13 protein-coding genes are annotated in these 14,185 nt (G+C 43.1%); 4 read left to right on the forward strand and 9 right to left on the reverse strand.

Annotated elements, in window-relative coordinates:
* Position 1 precedes the first annotated feature (1 nt).
* A complete protein-coding gene (locus PZB74_RS14610) occupies positions 2 to 1,477 on the forward strand; it encodes a DUF7133 domain-containing protein (RefSeq protein ID WP_302237274.1) in 1,476 nt (491 codons plus the stop codon).
* A gap of 62 nt (positions 1,478 to 1,539) precedes the next feature.
* Here the strand turns inward: PZB74_RS14610 and PZB74_RS14615 are convergent, their stop codons facing one another.
* Positions 1,540 to 2,148: a DUF2179 domain-containing protein gene (locus PZB74_RS14615; RefSeq protein ID WP_302237275.1), complete on the reverse strand. Its 609-nt coding sequence runs from the start codon at positions 2,146 to 2,148 to the stop codon at positions 1,540 to 1,542.
* Positions 2,149 to 2,876: 728 nt separating this feature from the next.
* Positions 2,877 to 3,566 (reverse strand): DUF502 domain-containing protein, encoded by a 690-nt coding sequence (locus PZB74_RS14620; protein WP_302237277.1) that lies wholly within the window; start codon positions 3,564 to 3,566, stop codon positions 2,877 to 2,879.
* A 243-nt stretch (positions 3,567 to 3,809) separates the two neighbouring features.
* Here PZB74_RS14620 and PZB74_RS14625 point away from each other — a divergent pair, with 243 nt between their 5' ends.
* The gene (locus PZB74_RS14625; protein ID WP_302237280.1) at positions 3,810 to 5,051 is read left to right on the forward strand and encodes an AI-2E family transporter; all 1,242 of its coding nucleotides are present in this window, start codon (positions 3,810 to 3,812) and stop codon (positions 5,049 to 5,051) included.
* A gap of 2 nt (positions 5,052 to 5,053) precedes the next feature.
* Here the strand turns inward: PZB74_RS14625 and PZB74_RS14630 are convergent, their stop codons facing one another.
* From PZB74_RS14630 to PZB74_RS14645, 4 genes are all read right to left on the reverse strand, one after another.
* A complete protein-coding gene (locus PZB74_RS14630; RefSeq protein WP_302237283.1) occupies positions 5,054 to 6,121 on the reverse strand; it encodes a PA0069 family radical SAM protein in 1,068 nt (355 codons plus the stop codon).
* A 79-nt stretch (positions 6,122 to 6,200) separates the two neighbouring features.
* Positions 6,201 to 7,262 carry an LLM class flavin-dependent oxidoreductase gene (locus tag PZB74_RS14635; protein WP_302237284.1) on the reverse strand — a complete coding sequence of 354 codons (1,062 nt, stop codon included), beginning with the start codon at positions 7,260 to 7,262 and terminating at the stop codon, positions 6,201 to 6,203.
* Between the two features lie 364 nt (positions 7,263 to 7,626).
* Positions 7,627 to 8,355 carry a hypothetical protein gene (locus tag PZB74_RS14640; protein ID WP_302237285.1) on the reverse strand — a complete coding sequence of 243 codons (729 nt, stop codon included), beginning with the start codon at positions 8,353 to 8,355 and terminating at the stop codon, positions 7,627 to 7,629.
* Between the two features lie 61 nt (positions 8,356 to 8,416).
* Positions 8,417 to 10,222 (reverse strand): alpha-amylase family protein, encoded by a 1,806-nt coding sequence (locus PZB74_RS14645; RefSeq protein ID WP_302237287.1) that lies wholly within the window; start codon positions 10,220 to 10,222, stop codon positions 8,417 to 8,419.
* Between the two features lie 305 nt (positions 10,223 to 10,527).
* On the opposite strand from PZB74_RS14645, the gene PZB74_RS14650 reads away from it, so the two are divergent.
* Positions 10,528 to 11,367, forward strand: coding sequence for an outer membrane beta-barrel protein (locus PZB74_RS14650; RefSeq protein WP_302237289.1), 840 nt, complete (start codon positions 10,528 to 10,530; stop codon positions 11,365 to 11,367).
* Here PZB74_RS14650 and PZB74_RS14655 read toward each other — a convergent pair whose 3' ends face one another.
* Together PZB74_RS14655 and PZB74_RS14660 are read right to left on the reverse strand one after the other, a co-directional pair.
* A complete protein-coding gene (locus PZB74_RS14655) occupies positions 11,368 to 12,114 on the reverse strand; it encodes a sulfite exporter TauE/SafE family protein (protein WP_302237291.1) in 747 nt (248 codons plus the stop codon).
* A 34-nt stretch (positions 12,115 to 12,148) separates the two neighbouring features.
* Positions 12,149 to 12,538, reverse strand: coding sequence for a hypothetical protein (locus tag PZB74_RS14660; RefSeq protein WP_302237294.1), 390 nt, complete (start codon positions 12,536 to 12,538; stop codon positions 12,149 to 12,151).
* Between the two features lie 93 nt (positions 12,539 to 12,631).
* Between PZB74_RS14660 and PZB74_RS14665 the strand changes: the two genes are divergently transcribed.
* Positions 12,632 to 12,898, forward strand: a complete 267-nt coding sequence (locus PZB74_RS14665) for a hypothetical protein (protein ID WP_302237295.1) — start codon at positions 12,632 to 12,634, stop codon at positions 12,896 to 12,898.
* A 7-nt stretch (positions 12,899 to 12,905) separates the two neighbouring features.
* On the opposite strand, the gene PZB74_RS14670 is transcribed toward PZB74_RS14665, so the two are convergent.
* Positions 12,906 to 14,129: a S8 family peptidase gene (locus PZB74_RS14670; protein WP_302237297.1), complete on the reverse strand. Its 1,224-nt coding sequence runs from the start codon at positions 14,127 to 14,129 to the stop codon at positions 12,906 to 12,908.
* Between the last annotated feature and the right edge of the window lie 56 nt (positions 14,130 to 14,185).

Genomic DNA, 14,185 nt, shown 5'->3' on the forward strand with positions numbered 1-14,185 from the left:
TATGAAGTTGATTCAGTTTTACCTGTTTGTATGTATTAGCCTGCTACTTGCTTGTAAGGAGAAGAAAAACGAGAGGTTGAGCGATTTTTATGTAATAGAAGATATCTCGCTTCCCGAAGGGCTGCTGCCCGAAGTGGGAGCGATGGACTTTATGCCAGATGGACGGCTGGCAGTAGCTTTTCACAGAGGAGAAGTCATGCTTTATAATCCGGAAACTAAGCGATGGCAACTTTTCGCCTACGGCCTGCACGATCCTTTAGGTCTGCATGTGCTTAACAATTCTGAAATACTGGTCATGCAACGCCCTGAACTCACTCGCCTGCGGGATACCAACCAGGATGGTGAAGCAGATGAGTACCTCAATGAAACTGACGATTTTGGGCTTTCTGGTAACTATCATGAGTTTGCCTACGGCCCTGTACCTGATGGAAAAGGTAACTTTATTATAGGATTAAATACAGCTTCCAACAATGCTGGCGTATGGGAAGAGAGGAGAGGTGAATATAAGCCAGAGGGTAACCCGGGAGAAGGAATGTACTCTCCGGTTCCTTATCGGGGGTGGCTGATGCGACTTACCCAAGATAAAGAACTGAAACCCTACGCCTCCGGGTTTCGCTCGCCGGATGGTATTGGCTTTGGTAAAGATGGGCAGCTATTTGTTACCGATAATCAGGGGGACTGGCTGGGAACCAGCACGCTCTATCATGTAGAAGAAGGTAAGCACTATGGCCATATAGCCAGCCTGGTTTGGAAAGAAGACTGGAAACAGAATTTAAATGAAGTGCCCGTAGCTACTTACGATAGCATGCGGACCAGGGCAGCTGTGCTTTTTCCTCATAATATTATGGCAGACTCACCCACGCAACCGCTTTATATCGCTGATAGTCTGAACTTTGGCCCTTTTGGCGGGCAATTGCTGGTAGGTGAAATGGACTTTCCGCGCATTATGCGAGTGATGCTGGAAGAAGTAGACGGACAAATGCAGGGGGCATGCGTAAGCTTTATAGACTCTACTGGTCTTACTGTTGGTAACCACCGTATGGCCTTTGGTCCGGATGGTAGCCTATGGGTAGGCAAAACGGCCTACGCGTGGGTAGGTGATCAGGGTATACAACGCATTCGCTTCCAAGGCGGCACCCCTATGGACGTGCTTAAAATGCAGGCAATGCCCCATGGCTTCAGGTTGGAGTTTACTCGTCCTCTTAGTCTGGAAGCAGCTTCTAAAGTAGAAAACTATCAGTTTCAACGCTATAAATATGCCTACCATAAAGACTATGGCTCTCCCCAGTTAGATAAGCAAAAAGTAGCTATTAAAAAGCTGGAGGTATCAGAAGACAGGAAGCAAGTCATCCTGGAGTTGGAAGAAATGCTCCCCGCTTATGTTTACGATCTTAGCATACAGAATGTAAGCTCCGAAAAAGGTGTCAGGCTCAAAAATAACCGTCTGTTTTATACCCTGAATCGTCTTCCACGTTAGGGTTGTTTCTATAGTTTACGGTTAAATGCCACAACTGACCCTTGACCCTACATATCAATTTCTTACCATTGGTAAAAAGCAGCTTGTGTGCGCTTGCCCCAGGCAGTAATCATTTTGCCCAGGCTGGGAGCGGGCGTTTTCTGATGGTTTGGTAGCAGATCGTTACTTACCTGTTTTACCCCTTCAATGGTGTAAAGGGCTTGCGGAGCTATCTCTTCCAGGCTATTTAAGAAATTTGCCAGACGGCTACGTTTACACACGGTAAATAAGATCTGGGTATTGCCCGACTGGTCATTAGCATCTACCATAGAGTAGCGATACTGGTTGTTGGAAAGATGTTCCAGCAAGGCATCAGGTATTTTTTTGCTAATAATGCGGACTACTACACTGCCGTAGGCTAGCTTTTCTTCTATGCGCATACCAATGTAGGTACCGGCGGCAAAACCGGCAGCGTACATAACGTAAGCTGCCATATTACTGGCGTCCTGCATAATACGCGACAGAGCCAGTATGGTAATCAGAGCTTCAAAAAAGCCCAGAATTGCAGCGAACTTCCTCGCATTGTTAACGACGAACATCAGCTTTACTGTTGCCAGTGTTACATCGGATACCCTCGCTAGAAAGATCATCAGGGGTAGAAATACGAAGTCAAAGAAATCAAATTCAAACATGGCATTACTCTTTTTGTGGTTCTTATTTTTTGCCATCAGCATGCATTACGCTGATTGAAATAGAAAATGAAATAGCCTGCCCTATGGCTAAGCGTTTCGCATTTTATGGTTCTAGAAAATTAAATGAAGATGTATTTTACAGCAGCGGGTGTGTATCAGTTTATGATCACCTTCCCCTCTGTTGTGAGTTAGGTTCAGAACTTGAACCTGCGCAAATCTATGTTAGCGTTTGGAAAAATGTATTAACCATAAGCAACGATATTCTCTGTATGGTTAATATGAATGTTAATTTTTTAAAGTTTATAAAGCTATGGGCTTCCTTAAACTAACGGCTATTCACCGTAACTTATGCTGCTATCCTACTTTGCGAATTTGCCACAAAGTGTACAATGTTTTGATAGCCAATTTTACTCCAAAGTTACGAGGAAAACTATAGTGTGTTACATAAGTTTCAAAAAACATATAAATTTCATATGATATTTTTACTTTTCAATATATATTTTTGAAAAACAAACAAAAAAATCGTGCACTGATGTTAATGGGAGAAGTAAATTAATCCTGTATTCAATAATTTATTAATAAAAGGGGTAAGCTATTATCAAAATATCAATTTGCGGATTTGTAAGCTTTTTTTGACTTTTTAAGAAAAAAATTATGTGTGTCTTGCAAAAAAATGAAGATACTAAACTGTTCATTTTCTTTTGAGCTAGCTTCTCAGTTGAGAAAATTTAGTTTTCTGCACTCGCTTTATCAGAAAGCTGAAGCAATGCGTCATCATTGAAGAGGCAGGAGGAACCTGTTCCCATGCTAACAACTGTTCTCATAGCTTGATCGGAGCCTACATCCAGAAACTGAATACACTGCCTGGGTACATGGTAAATATTACCATTGGTAGGGTTAGGGGCAGTAGGAACAAAAACCGTATACATATCTTTGGATATTTCTTCTGTTACAAAACCTGTCATCAGTACCCCGGTCTTAAAAGGATCAATCAATACAACCTGGCTAAAGGGCATTTTTTTGAGTCCGGAGAATTGCTGCACCGTATCTCGCACAGTAGAGTAGAGAGGAATCTGGCTTAGGTAATTTCTTTCCAGGTAGTGGAAGTAGAACTTGCCTGAGCGATTACGAACCAGAAGCCCGATCAAAAAAAGAAAAATCAGAAGTACTACCAAAGATAAAATATTGACTGTCCAGTGAGGGTCTTCTGAGCCTGTAGACAGTAGCACACTGATAGGTACCAGCAGGTTGAATACAAAACGAAAAATAAGGTAGAGGGCAAAAAGAATAATTGCCAGTGGGAGTAGCAAAAGTGCCCCATCCATCATTGTTCTAAAAATATACTGCCTGCTCCAACCTGAACGCGAAGCCCTTTGATATGCTTCTTCGGTTTGTCCTTTTTGAGAATTGATCTGCATCTTGTTGTCTTTCAGCGTTTAAAAAAATAAGACCTGTGCATGTTAGCAGTAGAAGGAAAGGCTTTACTCTTATCTGTTCAGGTATTTCAGTACTGCTTCCGTATACACGTAGTTCCAAAAAAATTGAGCTTACAGAAGCCTGATCTTGGATTAGTCTACAACTAAAACAAAGAAATCTAACACTGGTTTATTTAAGAAGGACATTTTTTAAGCATACTTAATTTTTTAAGCTGATTATCCATTATGAATAAAAAGTCTGGTGAAATTCTGAAATATTTTGCCCTGATTGTCGTCAGCCTCTGCTTCTTTTTCTGGGGACTGGTACAGGCACAAAGTTTTTTGATGCCTCTGTCAGTAGCGGTTTTACTGGCGATGGTAGCGCTACCCATCTGTAGCTGGATGGAAAAAAGAAGATTAAAACGAGGCTGGGCCTCCCTGTTTTCTGTTCTGATTATCATGTCTTTTTTTGTTTTTCTGGCTTCTGTTATTGCCGGGCAAATGAGCAGCATCTCGGAAGACTGGCCCCAGATTCAAAAGAAGCTTGAGCCTAAAATTGAGCAATTACAAGAGTATGTAGCCAACAAAACAGGTATATCAGTACAGGAGCAGGAACAAAAAATTGCGGAAACTTTACCGGGCGGAGATACAGGGCAAGAAGTACAAGGAAAGAAAAATGCAGGTGCGCAAGGCTCAACTGCGGACAAGAACAGTAGTGATCAGGACAGGAAAGCTCAAACAAACAAATCTGAAGGTAAGAGTGGAGCTATAATAGAGAGTGCAGGTAAGCTTCTGATGAAGACTTTCAGCGTACTGGGAAATTTCCTCTTAACCTTTGTCTATGTTTTTTTCTTTTTGCTATATCGCAGGAAGTTTAAGTTAGCCATACTTAAAATGGTACCTGATGACCAAAAAGGTACTACAGAAACCATATTATTCAAATCTACTGAGGTATCTCAAAATTACCTTTTGGGTCGGCTGACGCTCATCATTTTTCTGGCAGGGCTGTATTTTTTAGGTTTGAGCTTGTCAGGAGTGCGCAACGCTTTGCTTATATCCATACTGGCAGCTGTACTGTCGTTAGTGCCTTATGTAGGTAATATTATTGGCTATGTATTGGCTACAGCTATGGCCTTCTTTTCTGGCAGCGGACTGAGCGGAGCAGTGGGTGTGGCAATTACATTTGGTATAAGTCAGTTTGTGGAAAGCTACATATTGGAGCCTTATATTGTAGGGGATAGGGTTAACCTAAACCCGGTAGTAACTATCATAGTAGTGGTACTGGGTGGTGCTGTTTGGGGTATTGTAGGAATGTTGATTGCTATACCTGCCCTGGGGGTGGCTAAGGTTGTCTTTGACAACATACCTTCGCTACGACCTTTGGGTTATCTTTTTGGTTCAGAGGATATCAGCAGTGAAGATGATCAAGATAAAGATAATCTGCTCTCGCGCCTGAAAGGCTGGGCTATGCAGCGCTTCAGAAATTGAACCTAAAACAGGCTCATAGTGCCATTTGGCCGAAAAGCATTCATATTATATGCAGGCATCTCTCTGTGTTTCAAATACTTGTTTTTTGCAATTTTAAAGAGCTGTTGAATGCTATCTGACACTACACCTTCACCTTTCATGCGTCTGCCAAACATAGAATCGTTGAGGTTTCCTCCGTGTAGCGATTTGATCTGATTTTCAACTTTAGAAGCTCGTTCAGGAAAATTTTTGTGTAGCCAGTCCAGAAAGATAGGGCCAATAGCACCGTTTAGGCGGACCACAGTATAGCCTGCTGCCCTGGCACCGGCATCTGCCGCGCTTTTCATAATCTGAGGAATTTCATGATCATTTAGCGCAGGTATGATAGGAGCGATCATCACTCCACAGGGTATGCCGGCAGTAGAAAGTTTCTCCAGTGTTTGTAGCCGTTTGCGAGCACTAGCAGTACGGGGCTCCATTTTTGACCGTAACTGCTCATTCTGACTAGTGATTGAAATATAAACATGCACAAGCTTCTCTTCTGCCAAAGCTCGTAACAAATCTATGTCGCGACAGATCAGCCCGTTTTTAGTAATCAGGTTAACAGGATTTCCGAAGCGGACAAACACTTTTAAAAGATTGCGGGTAATTTTAAGCTCACGCTCTATAGGTTGATAGCAATCTGTATTACCAGCCAGCGCGATAGGGTGAGATTTCCAGTTTTTACTCAAAAAGTGCTGTTCCAGTAGTTGAGGGGCGTTAGGTTTAGCAACAATTTTAGTTTCAAAATCTAGCCCGGCATTAAAGCCCCAATACTCATGTGAGTTGCGGGCATAGCAGTAAATACAGCCATGTTCACAACCTCTATAGGGGTTAATGGAATACATATTGTTGAGGTCGGGGCTGTTACTTTTGCTAATCAGCTTTTTGGGGTGGTCCTGTAAAATTTGCCTTTGCGGATGGCGAAGATAAGGTTCATCCAGCCCTTCAATATGCTCCTGCACATAATGTAAACGATCAAAACGATTGTGTGCCTGGTACTGTGCTCCCCTTCCTTTGAGATACTCTTCCTGCATGTCATTACCTTTCATAAAATACTTATTTCAAGTATAATACAATGGTATTAATTCTCAAAATAAGTATTAAATAAAAGTAAAATCAAAGGGGACTTTATTCAGCGATAGCTGATATTCTATCATGAAGTTTGTAGGTCTCGGCAATCAGTTCAAAAGAGCGAGTTTTGTCTTCTAATGTAGGGGCAATTACAGTAGCGATAATTTCATCAGCACCATAAGCAGAAGCAAGTTCATCTAGACGGGCTTTTACCTGTTCGGGAGTACCAGCCACTACTTTGTTTTGATGTACCTGACGTATTCTGTCCAGCTCAACCGGAGAAAACTGATACTGCTCTATTTCTTCATAATTGTCCATAGATTTAAGCACACCCATATCCATGCTTACCAGTGTAATGAGCAGTGCTTTGCGCATTAGTTCTGCCTTCTCTTCACTTTCAGCACAGGCTACAAAAAGTCCCAGCAGTACTTCCGGTTTGTCAAACATATCAGAAGGCATAAAAGCATTGCGGTATGTTTCTGCGGCTTCTGGGGCAATTCTCCCACTAATAAAGATAGGGATACCCAACCCCATGCCCATTTTACCTGCCAAGGAGGCATTAGCTCCAGAGCTTAGAAGCCACTGCTGAGGGCGAGTATCGGCCATAGGTACAGCTAGTATTCTGCCATGCTCAGTGGCTGCGGTATCGGTAAAAAAGGCATCCAGTTCGTTTAGTTTGTTCTCAAAGTCTTCTTCTGCGAAACGGTTTGAAGGATTGAGTAAATAAGCAGTTAGACGGTCGGTACCGGGTGCACGGCCTATGCCCAGGTCAATTCTACCCGGGTATAAAGCTTCCAGCATTCTAAAGTTTTCGGCTACCTTAAGTGAGCTGTGGTTGGGCAACATGATGCCACCGGAGCCTATTCGTATTCGTTCGGTAACTTCTGCTAGTTTTACCATCAGCACTTCCGGGGTGGAGCCGGCGATCATTTTGTTGTTATGGTGCTCAGAAATCCAGAATCGATAGTAGCCAAGCTGGTCTGCAAGCCTGGCCACCTGTACAGTTTCTGCTACTGCATCTCTCGCGCTTTTGCCATTTCTGACAATAGACTGATCTAATATACTTAGTCTGAATGTATGATCTTTCATATGTGTTTTATCGTATTGTCTGGGGCTCATAGAGGAAAGAGCCTTGATGCTCTTACTTTAATAATATCTTAATGATACCGAAAATCTTAACCCGAGGTTACAGCTATACTGTCATAAAGTAAGAAGCACTTTTTTAAAGAGCTAAAACACATCCTCTAAACTCAAAAGTTTAGTTATAGGTCATTCTATTTAATGATGGAAGAAGTAGTAAGTAGCCTACAGTAGGCTTGTAATGTTAGGCAGAGGCTATGCCGCTAATAACTTTTCCATTTGGGCTATTTGCATAAAAAAAGAGCTACAGCCTGCCAAAACCGGGGCGGCAAACAGTAGCTCTTTTTTTTAAGAACAGTAACGGAGTCTTTATATTATTGTGCTGGTTTGCAGTCTTCTGCTATTAGTCAATGATTTTCCAGACTTCGTGTAAAGGATCGCCTTTGCTGCTTTTTCCTTTATGAAACCAACTATCTCCTTTACGCTCAAATTGAAAGCTCAGACTGTTACCTACGCGGCTATCATCGCGAGAGAAAAATTCTATCTGCTCAGTATAAGTGCCATTATCAAGTTTGTAGGTACCTCCTCCGGTGCCTCTGAAATCTTTGGTCTCATAGTTGAAAGCGGCCCATTGGAACCTGCCTCCACCCAGAATTTTAATGGTTTGCCGAGGACCTACTTCTCTAATCTCACCAATGTTACCATCTTCGTCTACTCTGGTACCAAAACGCCAGGCAGCACTAAGCGCATTTTGCTCTTCATCTATCTTCTCCCATTTTTGAGTAAAGTCAGTATTGCTAATACTACCGTTAATCGTAAACTCCTCCTTGTTCAGGCGAATGGTATAGGTTTGAGGCACCCGAACGATTGAAGCATCATCCGTATAGAAGTCGTAAGTGAGGTGCAATTCTCCCCCATCTAAACGGTAGGCACCTCCACCGGCACCAATAAACCGGCCGTCATCGTAGTAGTTGGAGAACATAAAGTAATTATCGCTAAAGATAGCGACCATTTCACGGCCAGATACGGACTGCACATCATCGTAGGTGAGTTTCCAGGCGCCCTCCAGTTGTGCCCAGGCACTGAATTTGAGCAAAATACAAAGCAGTAACGTAAGCGTTAATTGTCTCATAAGTTTAGTGGTTTAGGTTTTAGTCGTGTTTTAGTATAAGTGTGTATATCAAATACTGAGTTTAGCAATTTTTAATTTCAAATACGAATGATTGTAAAGGAGCCACTTCCATAGGCATACCCGCTTCGCCTTCACTGATAATTACATTTCCTGCATCCATTTTCAGGTGGGTGTCAGTAAGTAAGATATCCTGAAGCGGGTATTTTTTTTCGGTAGATAAATTCATTGCCGCAATAGCCGTACTGGGCACTTTTAGGTTAAATCGGCGGCCATGTTCGGCATCAAAATTGGTTACGATCAGGAGTTTTTGGGTGGCGTTGAAACGCAAAAAGGCAAAAACCATATTATCGTACCCTTCGGTAAAATAACGGTTATGAGGGTGAAGGTCGTAAAAGTAGCCTTCTCCTATGGCGGGTTGCTGGCTAAGGTTTAGCACCTTGCTGTAGTACGAACGTAGCGCATGCTGCGCTTCGGAGAGCAAAGCTCCATCATAGCGCAGCCCATTTACCCATTTCTGATGCTCAGGTACACTCCAGTAGTCAAAGATGGTAGTACGTCCATCGTCACCGCTAAAGCCGGAATCTCCTTCGGCTGGCTCACCTACCTCCTGCCCAAAGTAGATCATCATAGGGCCGGTATGTAAGAGAGTGCTCACCACCAGGGCCGGCAAAGCTTTTTGAGCTTCTCCGGCAAAAAAACGAGAGGCTATTCTTTGCTCATCGTGGTTTTCCAGAAAGCGGAGCATATGATGATTCTTACCTCTCAGGTAGTGCCAGATATCGGGTAAGTGGTAGAGATCACTACGGCCTTCAGTAACAGCCCTTAGGGTATCATAAAGTTGCACCTTGTCGTAGAGATAATCAAAATATCCATAGTCAATATAGTTTCGGTACTGCTCTGGGTTGTAAATTTCTGCGATAAATACCAGCTCTGGAAACTCCTCTTTTACGCGGGGGATAACCCAATGCCAGAATTCTACCGGCACCATTTCTGCCATGTCGCAGCGGAAGCCATCTACTTTCTTTTTGGCCCAAAAGAGCAAAATGTCGCGCATTTTAAGCCAGGTGTCGGGTATAGGATCAAAATATGTTTTGCGCTGATTCTGATAGTCCACCCCATAGTTAAGCTTTACGGTTTCAAACCAGTCATTAAGGGTAGGAGTGGCAGTAAACTGATCGTTTCCGGTAGCTTTGGCAGGGTTTTCGTCAAATTTTCCATCTTTGGTAGGAAAGCTATTTTCCCCCAGAGAATGGTAGTCTTGCGGTACCTGAAAAGCCTGATCGGGTATGTAGTAGAAGTTATTGTTTGGTGCAAAAGCCTGACTAGGGTCATCAGCAGCGCCTAAATCTTCTACACCTTCCGGCTTGGCATCAGAATGATACTGCCTTGCTACATGATTGGGCACAAAGTCAATAATCACTTTCAGCTTATGCTCATGAGTACGAGCAACCAAAGCCTCAAATTCCTGCATACGCTGATCCACCTCCACTGCCAGATCGGGATTTACATCATAATAATCTTTAATAGCATAGGGGGAGCCTGCCCGGCCTTTTACCACATCGGCATCGTCCAGTGGAATGCCATATGCAGTATAATCTGTTAGCAGAGCATGTTCTTTAACTCCGGTATACCATATATGCGTAGCCCCCAGGTCAGCGATACTTGTTAATGCAGCTTGATTAATATCGTTGAACTTACCAATACCGTTCTCAGCTAATGTTCCATATTTCTTATTGGTGTTTTGAGTATTAGCGAAGAGACGGGTAAAAATCTGATAAATTACCATTTTAGTATTTCCCTCTACCTCTTCCAGTAGCAGGTTTGGGTCCTGTTCGGCAATAGGTAATAGCTTATCTCGCAAGTTCACAGTATAGGTAGTTTGCTTTGTGGTTAAAAAAATAGCCGGGTGCCAGCCTAATTGTTTGGTATATAAAATAATTCTAATGTAAAGATGTTTAAATCTGCTCAATTTGAAAATACTACTTCAGCTTTGTGTATTTTTTTAAGAGCCATCTTTTTTCGGATATACACCAGCCTGATTTATGCGCTAAAGTGAAGGATATGACCAATAATTAGGATCTTTTGATGATTTAGCAATAAAAGTGTGTAGCTCTGGGTTATATTGTAAATTTGCCTAAGTTCGTATAAAAACTACATCAAACTTACATTGATATGTCATCAGTTGTTTCCCGGAAGGTATGGAGCTTTTTTGCCTTTTCTACCTTAGTATGTTGTTTGAGTTTTATTGTTGTACCGAAAGCCCATGCCCAGGACTGGAGTTTTGCTGTAGGACCCGGCATAAGTAGTTACCTCGGCGATATAAATGATCAGACTTTAGGTAAACCTGGCTTTGTGCTCAATGCGGAAGCCTGGTACTATCTTAACGATAATTTTCAGCTCAAATCCGGCCTTAGTTTTTACAACATCAGCGGCGAAGATGCAGACACCACTCGCCTGCGTGACTTCCGCGCCAGTAATTTTGAGCTTTACACTTCTGCCATGTATTATTTTAAGCAAGGCTACTTTACGCCTTTTGCTTATGTAGGTATTGGTTTTACTACCAACAATCCTATGGGCGATAGCCAGATTGGAGAGTGGGATTTGCGAAATATTGAGCCAGAAGCTGAGCAGGTGCCAGGTATTATGGGCATAGTGCCATTTGGTGTAGGGCTGGAGTACGAAATTAATCCTGTACTCTCAGTAGTGGCAGACCTTTCGCTGCGCTATGCGCTCAACGATCAGTTGGATGCTACCAGTAAGGAGATTATACAGGTAGGTGAGCTGAGTGCCGAAGCTGTAGAGTATCATGAGTCATTATCGCCCTATCTTGCCCGTCAGGTCAATGAAGACCCGATCCTGAGAGGAGGAGACTCTTCCAATAACGATATGTACGGTATGTTTACGCTAAAGCTGAAGTTTACTCCTGCGGCTTCTATCAGAGGCTGCATTGATCCTTACAAATACTCACGTCCGGACCGTAAACGCAAGCGCAGAAGCTTTGACCCTATCTGATCAGAAGAATAGCAGTAAGGAGGAGAGGGCAGTGGTAAATATGACGAATATCCGAAAAGCCCTTTCCGGAAACTTTTTTACAACGACTATTCCGATAAATACTCCCATTACAATAACAGGTACCATAGCCAGGTTAACCGTCAGGCTCTCGTAGCTGATGGTGTGCCATACAAACATTTGCAGAGGTAATTTAAGCACATTGATAATTAGAAAAAACCAGGCTGCTGTGCCAATATAGTGGTTTTTAGGCAGGTGCATAGAAAGCAGATAAACAGCCATAATAGGGCCTGCTGCATTACCAATCATTGTAGCGAAGCCTCCTGCAAGCCCTACCATTGCTGAGAACCACCAACCCTGAGGAAGATGAATTTTTTTCTTACGGCTATCTTTCCAGACCATCAGTATCAGGCAGACAAAAACTACTACGGCAATCATCTCTTTAAAAACTTCGTCGGAGACGATATCTCCAACCCAGACGCCTATGCCTATACCGGCCAAAGTCCAGGGTAAAAGCCGGGCCAGATAGCTCCACTGTGCGTGGCGATTATAGTAGCGAACCGCAAAAATATCCGCAACGACTAGCATGGGCAGCAGAAATCCAGTGGATTGCTGCCCACCAAATATCTGGGCTAAAATAGGGATGACTACGATGCCAGCTCCGGCTACTCCGGCTTTGGACACTCCTACCATCAGGGCACAAAAGATGACCAGCCCCCACTCTGCGGGAGGTAGTTCAATAAGACTCATAAGTTTTGGTTGATAAAAGCTGACAAGTTAAAGATCAATAGTTTTTAAAACTAATCTCATTGGCCTTGCCTATAGAGTTAAAACGAACATACATAGTAAGTGGCTCCTGTTTGGGCTGCTTACCTTCACAGCTTTTTGAGGGTTCAATGTAGTAGATGAGATATTTCTGGCTGCGGTTAGAAAGCTCCTGACGATCGGCTTTACCTAAAGTTGCCTGTATCTCCTGCTGGGTTAAGCCGGTAAGGTGCTGCGGTAGTTCTAGTACTTTATTTTTCATCTGTTGGCGCTGCCCCTTACAGCCAGCTTTGTCTTCCTGAAAAGCTGACTCATCAAAATCGTCTATGTCTATGGCCTGCTGACATTGTGAAAATATGAGGAGAAATGAAAAAAATATACTCGTGGTACTGATGCTGAAATTGATCATAAATATATCGGGCTTTTACACACACAATATTAGTCACTGCGTATACTAATAAAAAATAGCGATACTAATGTTTTAAGTTTAAAGCGAATACTTATGCAAAGCGGAAAAATTAGTGAAGAACTGCGTGCCTACGTGGCTCAGGCAGATGAAGCTGCAGATATTCCTGTATTGGTCAGTACCAAAGAGATTGTAAATGATACCGCGGCCTTTGATCAACATGGTTTGCGGGTTAAGTGTAATACTGCAAGTATTCCCTTGCTGAGTGGTATCATTAAGGCTAAAGACCTGGAAGGCTTATCAAATATGGTAGAGGTCGTAAAGGTAGAACTAGATAGCGAAATTACACTAGATCTTATCTAGTTGGGGGTTACGGAATGCCAGGAACAGCTCCTGGAACAGAGCGCGAGAAGGCTGCCTGATAAGGATCTACACGGCCAAATCCAAACTCAGGGTCGCGACCAGGATTGCCCAGGTTATCGGCAGTAACCGCTAGCAGTCGCCGTATGCTCACATTATCTGCATAGCGGTGTGTGCCTCTGGCAATAGCTGCTGCACCTGCTACATGCGGGCAGGCCATACTGGTACCACTCAGCTTAACATAGCCTCCTCCTACTTTGGTAGACAGTACTTGTACACCTGGAGCACAAAGCTCTACTTCTGGACCAAAGCAGCTAAAGCTGGCTTTAGCATTGGCACTATCAATAGCAGATACGGCAATTACACTGGGATATTTGGCAGGTGCTATGACCGGGCCATTATTATTTCCGGCAGCAGCTACCAATACTGCTCCTTTATTCCATGCTGCCTGGCAAATGCTCTCTACAGCAGAAGGAGCACTGCTTCCACCCAGGCTCATACTGATTACATCCATATTCTTCTTATTGATGCACCAGTCAATACCTGCGATCAGGCTACTCCATGCTCCAGAACCCGTTCTGCTGAGCACTTTCACAGCATAGAGGTACGCTGAGGGTGCTGCCCCAACCACACCTTGTCCGTTGATAGCAGCGGCTACTGTACCGGCACAATGCGTACCATGTCCATTAAAGTCCATAGGACTACTTTCATCATCAATAAAGCTGACACCAAACTTGTAATTATCTTTAAGGTCAGGGTGGTTGTAGTCAATGCCCGTATCCAGAATAGCGACTTTAATGCCTATACCCTGAGTGGCTAGCCAGGCATTTGGAGCCTTAATCTGGTTTATACCTTCAGGAATAGTTTCTGCAGCTACTACCGGCTGTCCCTCAAACTGAAAGTGAGAAAACTGAGAAGGCTGATGCATCGCATATACTTCGCCATCATCTTCAATTTTAGCAATATTGTCGTTCTTCTTTAGTTTTTTCAGCTCATCGTCTGTAAAAGCGCCCATTACCAAAGGGGCTTCATAAAGATTGACATCATAAGCAATCTGCTCTCCCGGCATGCCCGAAGGTACTGCCTGTCCACGTGACCAGTCGTTTGCACTGAAGAAATGTGCATCAGTAGATACTGTATTTTTTACAATATCTACTTTGTCCTCGTTTTTGTCAGCACGTTTGTCTTTCGCTTTAAACGTGATAATAACTCTCTTTTTCTCAGATTTTGCCATAATAAATGGGGTTAAATTGTGGTTTTTTTTGCATTCGCTTCATACAATAGGTCAAA

Origin of the sequence: Porifericola rhodea (genome assembly GCF_030506305.1) — a bacterium.
Lineage (GTDB): Bacteria > Bacteroidota > Bacteroidia > Cytophagales > Cyclobacteriaceae > Catalinimonas > Catalinimonas rhodea.

What these genes read in the sequence shown, in the direction of transcription:
- PZB74_RS14610 (WP_302237274.1), top strand. Translation starts at nt 2, where the DNA reads ATGAAGTTGATTCAGTTTTACCTGTTTGTATGTATTAGCCTGCTACTT.
- PZB74_RS14615 (WP_302237275.1), bottom strand. Translation starts at nt 2,148, where the DNA reads ATGTTTGAATTTGATTTCTTTGACTTCGTATTTCTACCCCTGATGATC.
- PZB74_RS14620 (WP_302237277.1), bottom strand. Translation starts at nt 3,566, where the DNA reads ATGCAGATCAATTCTCAAAAAGGACAAACCGAAGAAGCATATCAAAGG.
- PZB74_RS14625 (WP_302237280.1), top strand. Translation starts at nt 3,810, where the DNA reads ATGAATAAAAAGTCTGGTGAAATTCTGAAATATTTTGCCCTGATTGTC.
- PZB74_RS14630 (WP_302237283.1), bottom strand. Translation starts at nt 6,121, where the DNA reads ATGAAAGGTAATGACATGCAGGAAGAGTATCTCAAAGGAAGGGGAGCA.
- PZB74_RS14635 (WP_302237284.1), bottom strand. Translation starts at nt 7,262, where the DNA reads ATGAGCCCCAGACAATACGATAAAACACATATGAAAGATCATACATTC.
- PZB74_RS14640 (WP_302237285.1), bottom strand. Translation starts at nt 8,355, where the DNA reads ATGAGACAATTAACGCTTACGTTACTGCTTTGTATTTTGCTCAAATTC.
- PZB74_RS14650 (WP_302237289.1), top strand. Translation starts at nt 10,528, where the DNA reads ATGTCATCAGTTGTTTCCCGGAAGGTATGGAGCTTTTTTGCCTTTTCT.
- PZB74_RS14655 (WP_302237291.1), bottom strand. Translation starts at nt 12,114, where the DNA reads ATGAGTCTTATTGAACTACCTCCCGCAGAGTGGGGGCTGGTCATCTTT.
- PZB74_RS14660 (WP_302237294.1), bottom strand. Translation starts at nt 12,538, where the DNA reads ATGATCAATTTCAGCATCAGTACCACGAGTATATTTTTTTCATTTCTC.
- PZB74_RS14665 (WP_302237295.1), top strand. Translation starts at nt 12,632, where the DNA reads ATGCAAAGCGGAAAAATTAGTGAAGAACTGCGTGCCTACGTGGCTCAG.
- PZB74_RS14670 (WP_302237297.1), bottom strand. Translation starts at nt 14,129, where the DNA reads ATGGCAAAATCTGAGAAAAAGAGAGTTATTATCACGTTTAAAGCGAAA.